This is a genomic window from Bacillus sp. FSL K6-0069 (assembly GCF_038007785.1).
GTDB classification, from domain to species: domain Bacteria; phylum Bacillota; class Bacilli; order Bacillales; family Bacillaceae_G; genus Bacillus_A; species Bacillus_A mobilis.
Map to the genome: position 1 here is coordinate 635,654 of NZ_JBBOXN010000001.1, position 15,539 is coordinate 651,192.

General features: G+C 35.7%; 13 protein-coding genes. 8 read left to right on the plus strand and 5 right to left on the minus strand.

Features of this window, described 5'->3' with window-relative positions:
* Positions 1-62: 62 nt before the first annotated feature.
* Together MHB74_RS03205 and aspA are read left to right on the plus strand one after the other, a co-directional pair.
* Positions 63-1,361 carry a hemolysin family protein gene (locus MHB74_RS03205; protein ID WP_061676965.1) on the plus strand — a complete coding sequence of 433 codons (1,299 nt, stop codon included), beginning with the start codon at positions 63-65 and terminating at the stop codon, positions 1,359-1,361.
* A 277-nt stretch (positions 1,362-1,638) separates the two neighbouring features.
* Positions 1,639-3,072, plus strand: coding sequence for an aspartate ammonia-lyase (aspA, locus tag MHB74_RS03210; RefSeq protein WP_000562161.1), 1,434 nt, complete (start codon positions 1,639-1,641; stop codon positions 3,070-3,072).
* Between the two features lie 61 nt (positions 3,073-3,133).
* Here aspA and MHB74_RS03215 read toward each other — a convergent pair.
* Positions 3,134-4,290 (minus strand): IS3 family transposase gene (locus tag MHB74_RS03215; RefSeq protein WP_151360624.1). Its coding sequence is split into 2 segments (ribosomal slippage): positions 3,134-4,038 and positions 4,038-4,290, totalling 1,158 coding nucleotides; the frame shifts between segments, so codons are not numbered across the junction.
* A 110-nt stretch (positions 4,291-4,400) separates the two neighbouring features.
* On the minus strand, positions 4,401-6,020 hold the full coding sequence (locus tag MHB74_RS03220) for an L-lactate permease (protein ID WP_061676386.1): 1,620 nt from the start codon (positions 6,018-6,020) through the stop codon (positions 4,401-4,403).
* 899 nt (positions 6,021-6,919) lie between these two features.
* Here MHB74_RS03220 and MHB74_RS03225 point away from each other — a divergent pair.
* Together MHB74_RS03225 and MHB74_RS03230 are read left to right on the plus strand one after the other, a co-directional pair.
* Positions 6,920-7,207, plus strand: coding sequence for an ArsR/SmtB family transcription factor (locus MHB74_RS03225; protein ID WP_000081429.1), 288 nt, complete (start codon positions 6,920-6,922; stop codon positions 7,205-7,207).
* A 191-nt stretch (positions 7,208-7,398) separates the two neighbouring features.
* Positions 7,399-7,578, plus strand: coding sequence for an acid-soluble spore protein H (locus MHB74_RS03230; RefSeq protein ID WP_000382683.1), 180 nt, complete (start codon positions 7,399-7,401; stop codon positions 7,576-7,578).
* A 39-nt stretch (positions 7,579-7,617) separates the two neighbouring features.
* Here the strand turns inward: MHB74_RS03230 and MHB74_RS03235 are convergent, their stop codons facing one another.
* Both MHB74_RS03235 and MHB74_RS03240 read right to left on the minus strand, forming a co-directional pair.
* Positions 7,618-8,967, minus strand: a complete 1,350-nt coding sequence (locus tag MHB74_RS03235) for a peptide MFS transporter (RefSeq protein WP_017560398.1) — start codon at positions 8,965-8,967, stop codon at positions 7,618-7,620.
* A gap of 381 nt (positions 8,968-9,348) precedes the next feature.
* Positions 9,349-10,314, minus strand: a complete 966-nt coding sequence (locus MHB74_RS03240) for an ABC transporter substrate-binding protein (RefSeq protein ID WP_061676385.1) — start codon at positions 10,312-10,314, stop codon at positions 9,349-9,351.
* A 162-nt stretch (positions 10,315-10,476) separates the two neighbouring features.
* Here MHB74_RS03240 and MHB74_RS03245 point away from each other — a divergent pair, with 162 nt between their 5' ends.
* The 3 genes from MHB74_RS03245 to MHB74_RS03255 are packed head-to-tail and all read left to right on the plus strand — an operon-like array spanning position 10,477 to position 13,370.
* Positions 10,477-11,481, plus strand: a complete 1,005-nt coding sequence (locus tag MHB74_RS03245; RefSeq protein WP_061676384.1) for a FecCD family ABC transporter permease — start codon at positions 10,477-10,479, stop codon at positions 11,479-11,481.
* The gene (locus tag MHB74_RS03250) at positions 11,478-12,536 is read left to right on the plus strand and encodes a FecCD family ABC transporter permease (RefSeq protein WP_061676383.1); all 1,059 of its coding nucleotides are present in this window, start codon (positions 11,478-11,480) and stop codon (positions 12,534-12,536) included. Before MHB74_RS03245 ends, MHB74_RS03250 begins: the two co-directional genes overlap by 4 nt.
* Before the next feature lie 12 nt (positions 12,537-12,548).
* Positions 12,549-13,370 carry an ABC transporter ATP-binding protein gene (locus MHB74_RS03255; protein WP_061676382.1) on the plus strand — a complete coding sequence of 274 codons (822 nt, stop codon included), beginning with the start codon at positions 12,549-12,551 and terminating at the stop codon, positions 13,368-13,370.
* A 31-nt stretch (positions 13,371-13,401) separates the two neighbouring features.
* On the opposite strand, the gene MHB74_RS03260 is transcribed toward MHB74_RS03255, so the two are convergent.
* Positions 13,402-14,133: a class I SAM-dependent DNA methyltransferase gene (locus MHB74_RS03260; protein WP_061676381.1), complete on the minus strand. Its 732-nt coding sequence runs from the start codon at positions 14,131-14,133 to the stop codon at positions 13,402-13,404.
* A gap of 213 nt (positions 14,134-14,346) precedes the next feature.
* Between MHB74_RS03260 and MHB74_RS03265 the strand changes: the two genes are divergently transcribed.
* On the plus strand, positions 14,347-15,537 hold the full coding sequence (locus tag MHB74_RS03265) for a glycine C-acetyltransferase (RefSeq protein WP_000095914.1): 1,191 nt from the start codon (positions 14,347-14,349) through the stop codon (positions 15,535-15,537).
* The last annotated feature ends 2 nt before the right edge of the window (positions 15,538-15,539 follow it).

Consider the following 15,539-nt stretch of genomic DNA (forward strand, 5'->3'; position numbering starts at 1 on the left):
CTAAAGTGAAACTTCTTTTTTAAAGGAGGTGTAACTTTAGCTAAGAAAGCTAAAGGGCATATGTGGATATTTTAAAATTATTGATGGTAGTCATTCTTATTGCATTAACAGGTTTTTTTGTAGCTGTTGAGTTTGCAATTATTAAGGTGCGTAGCAGTCGTATTGATCAACTCGTTAGTGAAAAACGACGAGGAGCATTGGCAGCTAAAAAAGTAACTTCAAATTTAGATGAGTATTTATCAGCATGTCAGTTAGGTATTACAATTACTGCTTTAGGACTTGGGTGGTTAGGCGAGCCGACTATAAAACATTTACTCGAGCCGTTGTTTTTAAAACTACACTTATCTCCTGCAATTGCAAGTACAGTTTCGTTTATTATTGCCTTTGCAGTGATTACGTTTTTACACGTTGTCATTGGTGAACTTGCTCCGAAGACGCTCGCTATACAAAGGGCAGAGCAAGTTAGCTTATTATTATCGAAGCCAATTATTTACTTTTACCGAGTAATGTATCCGTTTATTTGGGCTTTAAATGGTTCAGCAAGGGTTGTGACAGGGTTATTCGGGTTACATCCGGCTTCTGAACATGAAGTTGCTCATTCGGAGGAAGAATTACGATTAATCTTATCTGAGAGTTATGAGAGCGGAGAGATTAATCAAAGGGAATTTAAATATGTAAATAATATTTTTGAATTTGATAATAGAGTTGCAAAGGAAATTATGGTACCTCGTACGGAAGTTGTAGGTTTATATGAGGATGAACCATTTGAAACACATCTTAAAATAATCGCACAAGAAAAATATACGAGGTATCCCGTATTTGGTGAAGATAAAGATGAAATTATTGGGATGGTTAATGTAAAGGATTTATTTATTCGTTATATGGATGGTAATCGAGATGAGGAGTGCTCGATTACACCGTATACAAGGCCAGTTATTGAAGTACTAGAAAATATTCCTATACATGATTTACTATTACAAATGCAAAGAAAACGAATCCCATTAGCTGTATTATATGATGAATATGGTGGTACAGCGGGGATTGTTACATTAGAAGATATTTTAGAAGAAATTGTTGGAGAAATCCGAGATGAATACGATGAAGACGAGCATCCGCCTGTAGAGCATGTAAGTGAAGGGTGTAAAATCGTAGAGGGAAAAGTGCTTATTAGTGAAGTAAATGATTTATTTGGCATACACTTAATTGCTGATGATGTAGATACAATTGGTGGCTGGATTATGGTGCAAAAGCAAATTGTTGCTGAAGGAGATGTTATTGAAAAACACGGCTTTTCTTTTAAAGTTCTCGAAAAGGATATGCATCAAATTAAACGAGTGGAAATAAAGAAGGTAGAAGAATGATTTTCTATAAATTGTTATCCCGCTATATTTGTGGGCAGTAAGACCCCACCTCAAAATTCGGCGAAAGCGAAGAAGTTAGGTGGGGGATGAACAAAATCCCCACTGATTAAGGTGTCACTTTATAAAAGGTATATATAGAAAAATAAATGTTTGCGCTTTCAAAAGAGGTGCTATATAGTGAAGGTGGATACTGAAAAATTCTTCTGAATGATACTCGTATTTTTAGATGGCGAATTTTTTAGATAAGGATTTAGAATGAAAAGCATAGGTGATGAAAATGATAGCAACGAAGGATATACGTATAGAAAAAGATTTTTTAGGTGAAAAGGAAGTACCGAGTGTAGCTTATTATGGTGTACAAACATTACGTGCTGTTGAAAACTTCCCGATTACAGGATATCGCATTCATCCGTCACTAATTACGGCAATGGCAATTGTGAAAAAAGCGGCGGCACTTGCAAATATGGATACTGGTTACTTAGCTAAAGACATTGGACATGAAATTGCAGAAGCAGCGCAGGAAATTGTTGATGGAAAATTCCATGATCAATTTATCGTGGATCCAATCCAAGGCGGTGCTGGAACTTCTATTAATATGAATACAAATGAAGTAATCGCTAATCGAGCGTTAGAACGTATGGGATATGAAAAAGGTGAGTATGCGAAAATTAGTCCAAACACGCATGTGAACATGGCTCAATCAACGAATGATGCGTTTCCAACAGGAATTCATATTGCAACTCTTATGATGTTAGAAGAACTTCTTATTACAATGGAAGAACTTCATGCTGCTTTCCGTGCAAAAGCAAAAGAGTTTGATCACGTCATTAAAATGGGACGTACACATTTACAAGATGCTGTTCCGATTCGTCTTGGACAAGAATTTGAAGCGTATAGCCGTGTGCTTGAGCGTGACATAAAAAGAATTAAACAGTCTCGCCAACATTTATATGAAGTGAACATGGGGGCGACAGCTGTTGGTACGGGATTAAATGCAAACCCTACGTACATTGAACAAGTGGTTAAACACTTGCGAACATTTAGCGGATTCCCACTTGTTGGTGCAGAGCATTTAGTTGACGCAACGCAAAACACAGATGCATACACAGAAGTATCTGCGGCATTAAAAGTATGTATGATGAATATGTCTAAAATTGCGAATGACCTTCGTATTATGGCATCTGGTCCACGTGTTGGATTGGCGGAAATTCAATTGCCAGCTCGTCAACCAGGTTCATCTATTATGCCAGGGAAAGTAAACCCTGTTATGGCAGAAGTAATTAATCAAGTTGCTTTCCAAGTAATTGGTAATGATCATACAATTTGCTTAGCATCAGAAGCAGGGCAATTAGAGTTAAACGTAATGGAGCCTGTACTCGTGTTTAATTTAATTCAATCTATTAGTATTATGAATAACGGATTCCGCGTATTCCGTGAATATTGTATTAAAGGAATTACAGCAAATGAAGAATTGCTGAAGCAATATGTGGAGAAGAGTGTTGGAATTATTACGGCAGTTAACCCTCATATTGGTTACGAAGCAGCATCTCGTATTGCACGTGAGGCAATTGAAACAGGAAAATCTGTTAGGGAGTTATGTTTAGAACATGGTGTACTGACAGAAGAAGAATTGGATATTATTTTGGATCCATTCGAAATGACGCATCCTGAAATTGCTGGTGCTTCTTTACTAAAGAATAAGAAGATGTAATGCGAAAAAACACCGATCCGTTTTGAAGTGAACCCCGAAAACGGGACACCAATCAAAACACCTAAACCACTTGTTCCCTAAATTCTTTAGGGGATAGGTGGTTTAATTTTTCTTGAATTCGCACACAATTGTAGTAATGAATGTATTCTAGCACAATCTTTCGCACAGTTGTGTTGGATACTTTTGTTATCTCTTGTGAATAGAAAGCTTCACTTTTCAAATGACCAAAGAAGCTTTCCATGACGGCATTATCATGGCAATTTCCTCTCCGGGACATGCTGGTGATAATGCCGTTTTCTTTGGCATACGCTTGAAATTCTTTTGCTGTATAAATACTTCCTTGATCCGAGTGAAGAAGGACATCTTTTACTCTTCGCCCTCTCATTGCTTGTTTCAATGTCTTCATCGCTAATGTCAGTGTTTGTGATTCGCTGATGACACAACTAATAATTTCACGATTAAAGGCATCCATGATCGTTGATAAATACAAGGTACGCTCTCCAAATAAGAGATACGTCACATCTGTAAACCACTTTTCATTTGGTCTGGATGCATCGAATTCACGCTCCAATCGATGAGGGGCTACCATTGGTTCCGTACCATTGATATATTTCTTTTTCTTTCGACGTACTTTTGAAAGAATGTGATTTTGTCTCATGATTCGTAATACTTTTTTATGATTAACACACAGTCCCATTTTTTGAAGAGTAGCGGTCACTCTTCGATATCCATACCGAAATTTATGCCTAAGACAGACGTCCTTTACTTTCTCTTCTATATCATCTTTCCGATCTTCCGTTCGTTGTAACCAGCGATAAAATGTGGAACGGGGTAATTCTAATACGTTACACAATTCTTTTATCGTTATTTTTGTTTTTACATTTTTCCATAAAGTAACTACAGTTTCTGGTTTCAGCCCCTTTCGATTTCCAGATACTTTCCCCATACAAGTAATTTTGTTTTTAGATGCTTATTTTCTAGACGTAGTTGTTCTAATTCACTGAGCTCTTTTGGTCCTTTTCCATAAGAATATTGTTTTCCTACAGGTTGTTGAAAACGATACGTTTGATCTGTACGATACCATTTCATCCATGTCTTAATTTGGGAAACATTTTTAATTCCGAGTTTCTCCATAATTGTACGATTTGAATAACCATCTTTCTTCATTTCAATTACTTTCCACTTTGTTTCTTCTGGGTAATGAACTCTTGTCGTCATACGAAAAAAACACCTCCATTGAATTTGCATACTTAGTATGCGAATTCAGGAGGTGTTTTTTTCATGTACCACTATTCGGGTTCACTTCAGTTTGGATCGGTGTTTTATTTTTAAAAGATGTTAAATACAGAGTTTAATTGAAGTAAGCTAATAATCGCTAAGAAGATTAAACTGTATTTCATTGCTGTTTTAAATAGGGCAGATTCTTTACCAACTAGTCCAACTGCTGCACAAGCAACTGCTACAGATTGTGGTGAAACCATTTTTGCCATTGTACCACCTACTACGTTTAATGCAACAAGTGTAGAAGGAACGATGTTTAATTGATCTGCAGTTACTGCTTGAAGCGGTGCGAATAATGAACCACTTGATACTACTGATCCTGTAATGAATACGCCAATCCATCCTAAGATTGGAGAAAGAACAGGGAATGCATTACCAGTAGAAGAGAATGCAAGTCCAAGTGTAGATGACATACCAGAGTAGTTCTCTACGTAAGCTAAAGCGATAACGCTACAGATTGTATATACTGGAGCTTTTAGTTCTTTCATTGTTTCCACTACTAATTCTTTAACCATTTTACCTTTTACGCGGTACACGATAAGTGAAACGATAATTGCTAATACGATTGCAGTAGTTGTAGATGAGAATACATCAAATTTGAAAACAGCTGCGAAAGGTGTATCAGCTTTTGTAATAGGTGTAGTTTTCATAACAGCATTATGAAGACCAGGGAATTGAATGTTAAATACTAAGTTTGCTAGTACGCCATCCGGAGCAAATAAAGCTTTAATTGGTTTTAAATTAAAGATTGTTACGAATGCAGTTAAGAATACGAATGGAGACCAAGCATATAAAATTTGATTGAATGTATGAGATACTTTTTCTTCTTGTTTTTCTTCTTTAGTAGAAGATTTTGGCTGCCAAACACGTAAGAATAATGCAAGAGAGATCATACTTACAACGGCTGCGAAAATATTAGTAAGTTCTGCACCTAAGAAGTAAGTTACAAGGAACTGAGTAACCGCGAAAGAAACACCACTTACAAGAATACCTTGCCAAGTTTCTTTAATACCTTTAATTCCATCAACCATTGATACAAGTAAGAAAGGTAAAACAATACTAATGAAAGGTAAAATAAGAACAGTTTGACGACCGATAGTTAATGCATCTAGTTCAGTTAATTGTGCTGGCACTGTAACTGGGATACCCATAGCACCCATAGCACCACCAGCGATGTTTGCTACTAAACAAATACCTGCTGCTTTTAATGGATTAAAGCCCATACCTACCAGTAATGCAGCAGTAATAGCAACTGGAACCCCTAGACCAGCTGCGCCTTCTAAGAAAGCACCGAAAGAATAAGCGATTAATAATACTTGTAAACGTTGGTCATTTGTAATGCTTGAAATACTATCACGAATGACATTGAATTGCTCTGTTTTAACAGTTAATTTGTAAAGGAAAATTGCTGCGATAACGATAGTACAAATTGGATAAAATCCAGATAAAACACCGAATCCGGCAGATGCTACAGCTACAGTTGCTGGCATTTTATAAACGAATATAGCAAGAATAATAGCGACAATCACACTGTAAAGGCCAGCCATGTAACTTTTCATTTTCAGTCCCATTAAACAAATGATGAAGCAGAAAATTGGAAGTGCTGCGATTAGTGCAGATAACCAAATATTGTTTAATGGGTCATAAATTTGTGTCCAAGTACTCATAATAATGACAACTCCTATCTATTTTATGTGAAGAAATTCACATTATTTGTGAAACAATTCACAATCAACTTACATGCTTAGTATATTCTCCTTCAACACTATTGTCAACGTAAAAAAGTATAATTATTCCATAATAGTGTTAAAAGAAATACTTTGTTCATAAAGTAGACAAAAAGCACACTCTAATCTATTTGAGTGTGCTTTATAAAGTAAAGCTTTATCCTGCATTCGTCAAAATTTGAAATAGGATTCATATTGTCCACTAATAGCAGGATAAATTATTTGCATATTCTTTTCTTTTATTTGTTTCTATATTATTGATCCTACGGCTCTATAGTAGAGGCCGTCTTTGTATCGAATATGAAATGGTGGTGTAATTCTTAAGATTTGATAGGGAGCACAGCTTGTCCCATTGGATCAAGTCAGAAAGGGACAGTAAATGCACTTAATAGGAAGTGTTCCATCACAGTTCAAGCTATTGAACACGAATTAAAAGGCAATAAATTAATTTTTTTGTTACGGTATCTTTTTTACTTAAAATTCCTTTTAGCATAACAAAGAGGTTAAATATAACCCAAATACGTTACGATAGGTTATCAATTATAGACGGTATTTTACAATATCATTACTATACGTTGCAGTGAGGTGAAAATATAACAAAAAGCCTGATAAAACAACGTTTGCAAGCAAAGTATTTGGAGCCCGTTGTTTTGCTTTTTCGTTATATCATATAGTATAATATTCAAAATCAGCAAGGATTTTTTCCTGAATTCTTTCCTGATAAAGGTGGAAAAAATTTTCAGCTTTATAGGTTGATAAAGTTATGTCGTAACAGGAAATATAAGAACAGATATATAAATAAATAAAAAGAAAATAAAAACGAAAATGAGGGGAACTTTATGAGCCAAAATCAATTCGAATGTCGTATTTCAGAAGAAGATGTACAAATGTTAAGAGCGTTAGCGCATCCGTTACGTTTACGCCTAGTAATGGAACTAATGCAACGTGGAACTTGTAATGTAACACAATTACAGGAAGTGCTAGAAATTCCACAATCAACGGTTTCGCAACATTTAACGAAATTAAAACAAAATAAAGTAGTGCGCTTTGAAAGACGAGGACTAGAAGTGTATTATCAAATTCATAATGATAAAGTAAGTGAAGTTGTAAAAACATTATTTTCTTAAAATTTGAATATTATGGAAAAAGACGTGTGGGATATACGTCTTTTTTTATTTGTCATAAAGGTAACAGGAGAGAAAATGTTAGCATGAAAGGAAGAAAAGGCTATCCATTAAAATGCTGCTATATGGAATATATTCTAAAGGGGAAAGAAAAGATAAAAAGGAGTGTAGTAAGTAAAAGGAGGAATAGTAGTATGGATGTAAAACGTGTGAAACAAATTTTATCTTCTTCAAGTAGAATTGACGTTACATATGAGGGCGTCCCAGTATGGATTGAGAGCTGTGACGAGCAGAGTGGAGTTGCTCAAGTGTATGATGTATCTAATCCTGGAGAAAGCGTTCACGTGAACGTGACGGCTTTAGAGGAGAAGTAATAGAAAAGACGCTTCTAGTATCTAGAAGCGTCTTCTTATTTATTCCATCATATGTGCAATTTTCTTAGAGAACATAAGAAGTACTAATCCGAGTACGATTACGATAACACCGATGCTTGCGAATACTTCTAAATATCCTAAAGATTGAGTGAAAGCAGCTAATTGTCCTGCTAGTAAGTTTGCGAAGCCAGTACCAGCTAACCATACACCCATTAATAATGATGCTAATTTAACAGGAGCGATTGCACTTACCATAGATAATCCGATTGGTGATAAGAATAATTCACCGATTGTATGGAACATGTAAGTGAATACAATGAATAGTAAGTTTGCTTTCATTGTAATGTTACCTTCGTCGCTACCAGTTTTTAATACAGCTAAAGTTAAAACTAGGTACCCAATCCCTAGCAAGATCATACCAAATGCCATTTTTGTTGGGATTTTTAAGTCACCATTTTTCGTTTTTGAAAGTTTAATCCATAATGCAGAAACCGGTAATGCTAGTAAGATAATGAATAGTGGGTTTACAGATTGGAACCAAGGTGTTGGAATTGTAAATCCACCAATTGTACGATCCACGAACTTATCTGTGTAAAGTGTTAAAGAACTACCAGCTTGTTCAAATCCTGCCCAGAAGAATACAACGAAACAAGTTAAAATTAAAATTGCAGTAGTACGTTTTTTCTCTTGTGTTGTTAAAGGCTTTTTCTCAATTGCTTTTGCATTTTTTTCTTTAGACTTTTTACCGACAACAGTTGTTCCGATAGATCCTAAGTAACGAGGTGCTAAGAAATTAAAAGCAAGCTGTCCAATAATCATACCGATACAAGCTGTTAAGAAACCGTATCTATAATCTGCGAAGTAACCGCAAATGAATGGAGCAATAAGAGCCCCTAAGTTAATTCCCATGTAGAAGATAGTGAAGGCACTATCACGACGAGAATCGTTTTCGCTATATAATTGACCTAATAAAGTCGAAATATTTGGTTTGAAGAATCCGTTACCAATAACTAATAATCCTAATCCTAAAAATAGTCCAGTTTTAGTGTTCATTGAAAATAGTACAAAGTTACCAATTGCCATAATGATACCACCAATAGTAATGGCATGGCGCTTCGTAATGAAATGGTCAGTTAACCAACCACCGATAATTGGTGTGAAGTATACTAACATTGTGAAAATACCGTAAATTTGAACTGCAACTGCTTTATCAAATCCTAAACCGCCGCTTACTAAGCTCGTTGTTAAATAAAGAACTAATAAGCCACGCATTCCGTAATAACTAAATCTTTCCCATGCCTCTGTAAAGAACAACAAATATAATCCTGGTGGATGTTTTTTTGGTGATTGTTGCTCTCCAGCTTTGTCTAATTTTAAAGCTGCATCCATGTTTGTTTCCCCCTAATCCTGTATAACGGATATTTATGTAATCATTTTAATTTACAAAATATTTAGAAGTCAATAGAATTATATGGAAATAGAAAGAAAATTCCTAAAAAAATTCTATTTTTCTTCAACCGTTACTGTATTTTGCCCTGAAAACGAGATGATAAGCGTTTTCAAATGTAATAATTGAATTCTAAAAGAAAATAAAATAGTGATTAATCAGAAAATTTAGATTAAAATATTTATTCTGATATAGAGAAAATATATTCTATTTACTTTTATAATATAACATATTGGGAATAAAAATACAAAATGAAATAATGTGACATTTAAGTGAATCGAAAAATAACCAGCTCCATAGAAGGGGAGCTGGTTAGAAAAATATTATTTAACGAAGCGTTTTTCGATATCATCTAATAGTAGGTTAGCGGCCATTACACCACCAGCTGTATTCCAAATAACATCGTCAACTTTGTATGCTTTATTATTTTTCACTGCATTTAAGTTTTTAAATAGAGGATCATTGATATATTCTTTTTCTAATTCGGAACCTTTTTTCTCGTTTCCTTTATCGAATGTGAAGTAGAATAATACATCGCCATCCATTGCAGAAATACGTTCTTTAGATACGTTACGCTCTGCGAAGTCCTCTTTATTTTGATCACCAGGACGTTTAAATCCAAGTTCTTTTAAAATAACACCAGAGAATGTATCACCGTGATAAATACGAACATCACCAGGCATGAAGCGAACCATGGAGATTTCTTGATTTACTTTATCGCCTAGTTTAGCTTTTAATTCTTTCATACTTTTATCGTAATCAGCTAAAATCTTTTGACCTTCTTTTTCTTTATTTAATGCTTTTGCATAAAATTTGAAGTTATCTTTCCATTCACCACGTAGCGTTTCAGAGAACACAGTAGGTGCAATTGCTGTTAGTTGCTCGTACACTTTTTCGTGACGCATTTTGTTACCTATAATTAAGTCTGGTTTTAAAGATGCGATTGTTTCCACGTTCACTTGTCCTTCATCACCAATAACTTTTACATCTTTCATTTTATCTTTAATATGTGGATACCAAGGATCACCAGTCCAAGATTTTACAGCCCCAACTGGTTTCACACCTAGTTCAAGTAAAGCTTCAGTCCCTTCATTTGTTAAAATAACTACACGTTTTGGATTTGCAGGAACTTCTGTTTTACCCATTGCATGCTCAACCGTAATCATTTCTTTTTTTGTATCTTCTTTTGTTTCCTCTTTCGTATTTGATTTTCCACAAGCACTTAAAAGTAATGAAAAGGCTAGTAAAAATACAAATACTGTAAACGATTTCTTTCGTATTAAATTCATTATGTACCCCCTACATACTGAGAAGTTTTTTCAATAGCAAGCATGATAATAATACTTCATGGTCCAATTGTCAATGAAAATAATTCTCAATATCGTTGACAATGAGAATTAAGTTGAAATACACTTACAACGTATCATTATACATTGAAGGGGAAACGCTGCATGTTATTAAAAACAAATCAAGCAAAATGGATTGGATTATTTGTTGGAATCATTGCGGTTGTTATTTGTATTTGGGCAAGTATTATTTTCGGATATACAAATACGAGCTGGAAATTAGCGTTAGATGCTTTTTTTCATTTTAATGGTTCTAATGAACATATTATTATTCAAAATGTGCGTCTACCAAGGGCATTAATTGCAGCTAGTGTCGGTGCTAGTTTAGCCATTGCAGGTTGTCTTATGCAAACTTTAACGAAGAATCCACTTGCCTCTCCAGATTTTATTGGATTAAATTCAGGTGCTGCGTTTTTCATAGTTGTAGCAATTGTTATTTTTTCCGTGACATCATTATCGGCTTTCACGTGGATTGCCTTTTTAGGGGCAGCAGTTGCAGCTGTACTTGTATTTGCGTCTAGTTCTTTAGGAAAAGAAGGGACAACGCCTCTTAAGCTAACATTAGCAGGGGTCGCAATTAGTGCGTTATTTTCATCATTAACACAAGGATTACTTGTGTTAAATGAAAAAGCGCTTGAAGAGGTATTATTTTGGCTTGCCGGATCTGTGCAAGGAAGAAAGTTAGAAATTTTACAATCTGTATTCCCGTATTTATTAGTAGGCTGGATCGCATCTCTTATGATGGCAGGGAAAGTAAATACATTAATGATGGGGGAAGACGTTGCAAAAGGACTTGGACAACGAACGATTTTAATGAAATCATTCGTACTACTTATTATTGTCCTGTTGTCTGGTGGTTCAGTTGCGGTCGCTGGTCCAATTGGATTTATTGGTATTATTACTCCGCATTTTGCAAGATTTCTAGTTGGAGTAGATCATAGGTGGAGAGTACCGTATAGCGGGTTGTTAGGTGCAATACTATTAATCTTAGCTGATATAGCAGCAAGATATGTCATTATGCCACAAGAAGTACCAGTAGGGGTTATGACAGCATTTATCGGGGCCCCATTCTTTATTTATATTGCACGTAAGAGAGGGCTTAGCAAATGAAGAAGTATATTCCGTTTCGTATAGGAAAAGGCGGGCTCTCGTTTTTAATGTATAAACGAGCTTGTCTCGTCTTATTCAGTTTACTAGTTGTTTTAATAGGTTTATTTTTTGCGAGTGCAGGTATGGGAGACATGAAAATTGCTCCTTATGATGTATGGCAAGCGATTACTGGAAATGGCGATGCGATGTCAAATATGGTTGTAAATAAGCTTCGTATGCCGCGTATTTTGATTGCGATCCTTGTAGGAATCGCACTTGCTGTAGCAGGATGTATTTTACAAGGTCTCGTTCGAAATCCACTGGCTTCACCTGATATCATCGGGATTACAGGTGGTGCGAGTGTAGCTGTTGTATTGTTTTTAGCTATATTTAGTGATAAAAATAATGCGCTAACTGTAAGCATTCATTATATGCCGTTAGCAGCCTTTGCTGGGGCCACAATTGTAGCGCTTTTTGTATATTTATTCGCATGGAGAAATGATGGATTATCACCGATTAGTCTTGTTTTAATTGGTGTTGGTTTTTGGGCATTGACGAAAGCAGCAACGACTTTGTTTATGTTGTTAGCGCCAATTTATCAAGCGAGCCAAGCGAATGTATGGATTACAGGTACTGTTTACGGTTCTTCATGGCAAAACGTTATGGTACTTGCGCCGTGGGTTCTCATTTTAACGATAATATCATTTATAGCTGCTAGACATTTAAATGCTCAGGAGCTAGGGGATGATATTGCGGTAGGGCTTGGTGTTCCTTTAACGAAGTCACGCGTATTCATGTTATTACTGAGTACAGCTTTAATTGGTGGAGCAGTTGCTTTCGCCGGAGGAATTGGATTTGTTGGTTTAATGGCGCCTCATATTTCACGAAGACTAGTTGGTTCTTTATACGGTGCATTACTCCCAGTTGCGGCGATTGTTGGTGCAATTTTAGTACTTGCTGCAGATTTAATTGGGCGTACAGTTTTCACACCACTTGAAATTCCAGCAGGGGTATTTACATCAGCAATTGGTGCACCTTATTTTATTTATTTACTTTATAAAAGTCGGAATTCATAAAGGGAGATGAATATGCAAAAAGCATTGGAGACGAAACGTTTGACGCTGTCTTATGGTGAAGCAATTATTATTGATGAGCTGAATTTAGAAATTCCAAAAGGCGAAATTACAATATTTATCGGTTCTAACGGTTGCGGGAAATCAACTTTATTACGTTCACTAGCTAGATTATTAAAGCCAACAACTGGTGATATTTTGTTAGATAATCAAGCAATTCAAAGTATGCAAACGAAGCAAATCGCTCGTCAAATGGCAATTTTACCACAAGGACCGCAAGCACCAGAAGGGCTTACAGTATTGCAACTTGTAAAACAAGGACGCTATCCATATCAAACGTGGCTGAAGCAATGGTCAGAAAAAGATGAGGAAATGGTACAAAAAGCCCTTGCAGCAACAGGTATGACAGATTTTGCTGAGCGTGATGTGCATGCTCTTTCAGGTGGACAACGTCAACGTGCTTGGATTGCAATGACGCTTGCACAAGATACCGATATTATTTTACTGGATGAGCCTACTACATATTTAGATATGACTCACCAAATTGAAGTGCTAGATTTATTATTCGAATTAAATGAAACAGAACAAAGAACAATTGTTATGGTATTACACGATTTAAATTTAGCATGCCGCTATGCAGACAATATTGTAGCCATTCAAGATAAACAAATATATGCACAAGGTAAGCCGGAAGAAGTAGTAGATGAGAAGCTAGTACGTGATGTATTCCGAATGGAGTGTCAAATCAGTACGGATCCATTATTTGGGACGCCACTTTGTATCCCACATGGAAAAGGAAGACGTGTACGGAAAGAGGTTGCTCAAGTAATGAGATAATGAAAAAAGACGATGAGAATTCATCGTCTTTTTATTTTCGGCAAGAAAATAAGAGGAAGAGGGGAATACGTAACCGACGTTCATATTCTTTTTCACTCTGAAAATGGGTTTGATTGGGTGTAGCTTCTTTTATGTTTGTAATCGTAAATCCGGCTTGTTGTAACAATGTAAAATATTCTTCTGTTGTACGATGATATTTAATAACTTCTTGCTCAATCCAAGGTTCAACGCGTTTTCCCATTTTAAAATAATCATCGACGAGCCAGTTTGTTCTTTTCCCGCTCGTTTGCAAGCTTTCAAATGAAGAAGTAATAATAGGATGTTGAACGCTAAAGGTAAAGTTTCCATTTGTTTTTAAAGTTTCGTACACATTTTGAAAAATGATAGGAAGATGTTCAATATAATGTAAGGCGAGTCTAGATGTTACTAAATCAAAAGTAGCAGGAGGGGATGTGTAGTCTTTGAGGTTTAAAAAATGTACGGTCCCATTTTTATTTTCTAGTTGTTTTTTAGCTTTTTCATACATAAGTTCGGAGCCTTCAATACCAGTGTAAGAGTGGCAGCCTTTTTCTAATAACTCCTCACCGAATTTAGCGTCCCCGCAGCCTAAATCAAGGATTTGCTTTCCTTTCACATCACCAATGAGCTGAAAGAAGGATGGTTTTTCAAGTGATTCATTTGGGCTATTTTCTCTGTATCTTCGTTTCATATATTGTTTAAAAAATGCTTCGTTATTATATACATCAGATTCAGTAAATGCCATGATTGAAGCCCCCTTAAATATTTTTTTTATTCTACCAAATATGAAAAGTAAATGATAGATTTCTTGTAATGAATCATATATAATCTAGAATTGTAAGCGGTTACTTTAAACTATTTTTCTATAATAAATTCTGAAAACGTGTTAAGCTAGTAGAGGGATTATTAGAACTATTAAGACAATAATTCGCTTACATGAACGATGGGAGGCTTCACAATGTCTAGTAAAACACTTGCGAAATTTTTAGAAGAAAATTTAGAGGATTTAAAATCAAAGGGGCTTTATAACGTAATTGATCCGCTTGAGAGTTCAAATGGACCGATCATTACAATTGGCGGAAAAGAATATATTAACTTATCTTCAAACAACTATCTTGGATTAGCAACAGATAGCCGTTTGCAAGAAGCAGCAATTGGTGCTATTCATAAGTACGGCGTTGGAGCAGGAGCTGTTCGTACAATTAACGGTACTTTAGATCTGCATATTAAATTAGAGGAAACAATTGCAAAGTTTAAACATACAGAAGCAGCGATTGCTTACCAATCTGGATTTAACTGTAATATGGCAGCGATTTCAGCCGTTATGGATAAAAATGATGCGATTCTTTCAGATGAATTAAACCATGCTTCTATCATTGATGGTAGTCGTCTATCAAGAGCGAAAATCATCGTTTATAAGCATTCTGATATGGAAGATTTACGCCAAAAAGCAATCGCGGCGAAAGAATCAGGTCTTTACAATAAATTAATGGTAATTACAGACGGTGTCTTCTCAATGGATGGAGATGTTGCAAAACTACCAGAAATTGTTGAGATTGCAGAAGAATTAGATTTAATGACATACGTAGATGATGCACACGGTTCAGGTGTACTTGGTAAAGGTGCAGGAACTGTAAAACACTTCGGTCTGTCTGATAAAGTTGATTTCCAAATTGGTACATTATCAAAAGCAATTGGGGTAATTGGTGGATATGTAGCAGGGAAACAAAACTTAATTGACTGGTTAAAAGTTCGTTCACGTCCATTCTTATTCTCTACAGCATTAACACCAGCTGATGCAGCAGCTTGCATGAGATCAATTGAAATCTTAATGGAAAGCACAGAGTTGCACGATCGTTTATGGGAAAACGGTCGATATTTAAAACAAGGGTTAAAAGAACTTGGCTTTAATATCGGAGAAAGTGAAACGCCAATTACACCTTGTATTATTGGTGACGAAGTATTAACACAAGAATTTAGTAAACGTCTAAATGAAGAAGGCGTATATGCAAAATCTATCGTGTTCCCAACTGTAGCAAAAGGAACAGGACGCGTTCGTAATATGCCTACAGCAGCTCATACGAAAGAAATGTTAGATGAAGCAATTCGTAAGTATGAAAAAGTAGGGAAAGAAATGGGCATCATTTAAGT